General features: G+C 68.8%; 4 protein-coding genes. 1 reads left to right on the top strand and 3 read right to left on the bottom strand.

All coding sequences use genetic code 11. From position 1 onward, the window contains the following. The 3 genes from QOC69_RS08765 to QOC69_RS08755 form a co-directional block, all read right to left on the bottom strand. Positions 1 to 1,050, bottom strand: a 1,050-nt coding sequence (locus QOC69_RS08765; RefSeq protein ID WP_526438428.1) for an SAM-dependent methyltransferase, incomplete at its 3' end; no start/stop codon positions are given. Then, on the bottom strand, positions 1,047 to 1,796 hold the full coding sequence (locus tag QOC69_RS08760) for a DUF1365 domain-containing protein (protein ID WP_526438426.1): 750 nt from the start codon (positions 1,794 to 1,796) through the stop codon (positions 1,047 to 1,049). The genes QOC69_RS08765 and QOC69_RS08760, both read right to left, overlap by 4 nt. Further along, the gene (locus tag QOC69_RS08755) at positions 1,793 to 3,106 is read right to left on the bottom strand and encodes an NAD(P)/FAD-dependent oxidoreductase (RefSeq protein WP_526438424.1); all 1,314 of its coding nucleotides are present in this window, start codon (positions 3,104 to 3,106) and stop codon (positions 1,793 to 1,795) included. The genes QOC69_RS08760 and QOC69_RS08755 overlap by 4 nt, the downstream gene beginning before the upstream one ends. Before the next feature lie 81 nt (positions 3,107 to 3,187). Between QOC69_RS08755 and QOC69_RS08750 the strand changes: the two genes are divergently transcribed. After that, positions 3,188 to 3,540: amidohydrolase family protein (locus QOC69_RS08750; protein WP_526438422.1), on the top strand; the 353-nt coding region annotated here is incomplete at its 3' end.

Below are 3,540 nucleotides of genomic sequence, written 5' to 3'. Positions count from 1 at the left end.
CCTCGTCTGACGCTCGGTGATCCCGACGAGCGCTTCGACGGACGGAATCAGTCCGCCGGGGAAGATGTACTTCTGAATCCACGTGTAGGTGTTGCGGGAGGCCAGCATCCGGTGGTGCGGCATGGTGATGGCCTGGATCGCGACGCGACCACCGGGGGAGACCAGGCGGTCGAGTGCTTGGAAGTAGGTGGGCCAGAACGGGTATCCGACGGCCTCGATCATCTCCACCGACACCACGGCGTCGTACAGGCCGTCGACCTCGCGATAGTCCTTGAGTTCGATCCGGACCTGGTCCGACAACCCGGCCTCGGCCACCCGCCGCCGGGCCAGCCGCTGCTGCTCGGCGGACAGGGTGATGGAGTGGACGTCCGCCCCTCGGTCCGCGGCCCGGATGCAGAGTTCGCCCCAACCGGTGCCGATCTCGAGCACCCGGCTGCCAGGGCCGACGCGTGCCGAGTCGAGAAGCCGGTCCACCTTGCGGCGCTGCCCGTCGGCCAGTTCGGCCCAGGTGGGCTGCGAGGTGTCGAACAGGGCGCTGGAGTAGGTCATGGTCTCGTCGAGGAACTGCGCGAACAGGTCGTTCGACAGGTCGTAGTGCTCGGCGACGTTGGTCCGCGCCTGCGTGAGACTGTTGTGCATGGAGCGCGGATGACGGACCACCGCGAGTGGGCGAAGTCGCTGTAGCGCAGGCGGAATGAGATCGTCGACGGACGTGGCGAAGGCGGTGAGCAGACCGGCCAGGTCGGTGGAGTGCCACTCCCCGGCCATGTAGGACTCGCCGAAGCCGATCAGCCCGCAGCGCCCGACCCGGCGGGCCAGCGCGTCGGGTCGGTGTACCACCATGGTGGGCAGCGTCGGATCCGCAGCGCCGACCACCGATCCGTCGGGATACCGCAGCCGGATCGGGAGGCGGGCGGCGGCGCGGCGAAGGAACCCGTTGGCAAGTTCCCCTGCTGCCGCACTCAACGGGCCGCGCGGTACCTGCGCCAGTGTCGGCCAGCGGTCGGAATCCGTTGCCAACCCGACGTTTCCGGTGGTGTTGATGGTCACAGTTGGTCGACCCTTTCCCTCTCGGTCACGGGTACCCGAGGTACCACTGGCACGCGTCGAAGCCACAGCGTGATGCCCTGGATGCGAATCCACATCGCGCCCATCAACGGCGCCACGGGTGCCGTCATCTGGAGGCGAAGGATCTCGGTGACGGAGGCCTTGCGCCGGTCGCCCTGCAGCGTGGCGACGAACGCGGGCGTGTCCTCACGGTGAAGCGAAATCGTCACGTGGACAGCGGCGTCCGGCAGGGGCGCGCACACCAGGTAGTAACCGTCGACGTCGTTGAACGGCGAGACGTACAACTTCTTTTTCACGGCGGCCGAGGTGTCGCCGGTGGGCGGCAGCAGATACGCGTGCCTGCCACCGTAGGTGTTGTGCACCTCGGCCACCACGTGCCGCAGCACGCCCGTCGCGTCGCGGCACCAGTAGATGCTGATCGGGTTGAACACGTAACCGAGCACCCGCGCCTGCATGAGCGAGGTGATGGTGCCGCCCCGCAGGTCGATGCCGTGCCCGGCGAGGAACGCGTCCATGCGGTGGCGCAGCGTGTCGTCCACGCCTTCGGGCGCCGGAGCCGACAAGTGGTCGCGGGCTTCGAATCTCGCGAACGGGCGCAGCCATCCGGGCAGGCGCGGCAGGTCGTCCAGATCGACGTACCAGCTGTATCCACGCTGCTCGAAGTAGTGGTGCACCGGCGCCCGGCGCAGGTGGGTGATCCGGGTGCGGTAGAGGGCCGGTCGCGTCATGCCACCACCACATCGAGACGCGGGGCGACCGGCCAGTCCGCACCGAGCCGCCTCGCCGCCCGCAAGCCGGATGCCGCGCCGTCCTCGTGGAAACCCCAACCGTGGTAGGCGCCTGCGAACACTACGCGGTCGTCGTCGAGGGTCGGAAGCAGGCGTTGCGCAGCAACGGATTCCGGAGTGTAGAGCGGGTGCCGATAGATCATCTCCGCAATGACGGACGCGGGGTCCACCAGGTCGCGGCCGCCGAGGGTGACCATGAATCGCCGAGGACCGCTTAGCCGCATCAATCGGCTGACGTCGTAGGTCACCAGCACGTCGGCTGCCGCGCCCGCGCCCGGCGGGACGCGGTAGTTCCACGATGCCTGGGCACGTGGCCTGCGGGGCAGTACCGAGACGTCGGTGTGCAGCTGAGCGTGGTTGGTGGAGTACGGGATTGCACCCAGCACGGAGCGCTCGGCGGCTGTCGGCTCGGCCAGCATCAGCAGTGCCTGATCCGGGTGCGTGGCGATCGCGGCGCCGTCGAACCGTCGCGGCGCGCCGTCGCCCGCGGTGACCAGCACGCCGTCGGCAACCCGCCGTACCGCGTGCACCGGCGTGCCCGCGGCGATCTCGTGCACCCGCTCGGCGATGGCGTTGACGTAGGTCGCCGAGCCGTCTACGACGGTTCGCCAGGTCGGCGAGCCGAACACCGACAGCATGCCGTGGTGCTGGAGGAAGACGAACAGGTAGCGGGCGGGGTAGCGCATCGCCTCACCGGGTGCACACGACCAGACGGCGGCGACCAGTGGCGTCATGAAGTGCTCGACGAAGTACCCGGAGAACCCGTGCCGCTCGACGAACTCCTCGAGCGGCTGGTCCTCGGCCGCCGACTCATCCCCGAGCAGCTGGGTGGCGGCATGGTGGAACCTCCCGATCTCCGCGAGCATCACGAGATACCGCGGCCGAGCGAGCGACGACCACGACGGAAACAGCCCACCGATGCCGCGGGCGCCCGCGTACTCGAGGCCGGATTCGTCGTCGCGCACCGACATCGACATGTCGGTCTCGCGCGTCGCGACACCGAGATCGGCGAACAGCCGGCACAGCGTCGGGTAGGTCCTGTCGTTGTGGACCAGGAACGCCGAGTCGATGCCGATGACGTTGCCGTCCCCGTCGTCGACGTAGTGGGTGTGGGCGTGACCGCCCAACCGGGTGTCCGCCTCGAACAGCGTCACCCGCTCGCGGGCGGACAACAGATAGGCGGCGGTGAGCCCGGCGACGCCGCTCCCGATGACGGCGATCGAGCGCCCGAAAAGGTCTTCGCGTTCCACGATCTCTATTCGGAGCCGCTCGCTTCGCGGATTGGTATCGGTCGCGTTGCGTGCCGCTCAACCCCGCGTAAGGTCCCGGTGGTGACGGCGACGGTCTTCCGCAACGGAACCATTTGGACGGGATCATCCGAGCCGGCGACGGACGCTCTGCTGGTCATCGACGGTGTCATCGCAGCTCTGGGGGAGGGCGCCGTCCGTCAGGCCGCCGATCTATCGGGAGCCACCGAGATCGACCTCGAAGGCGGCTTCCTGATGCCGTCGTTCGGCGACGGACACGCCCATCCGCTACTTGGCGGGCTGGAGGCCGTCGGGCCTGCGGTGCGCCCGTGCACGTCGGTCGAGGAGATCGTCGATGCGGTCCGGCTCTTCGCCAAGGAGCACCCCGACGACGAGTGGATCATCGGCGCCTCCTACGACAGCAGCCTCGCGCCGGG

It is taken from the genome of Mycobacterium sp. (assembly GCF_032162105.1).
Lineage (GTDB): Bacteria > Actinomycetota > Actinomycetes > Mycobacteriales > Mycobacteriaceae > Mycobacterium.
Note: the sequence above shows the minus strand (reverse complement) of the source record. Positions and strands in the feature narration are given on the sequence as shown.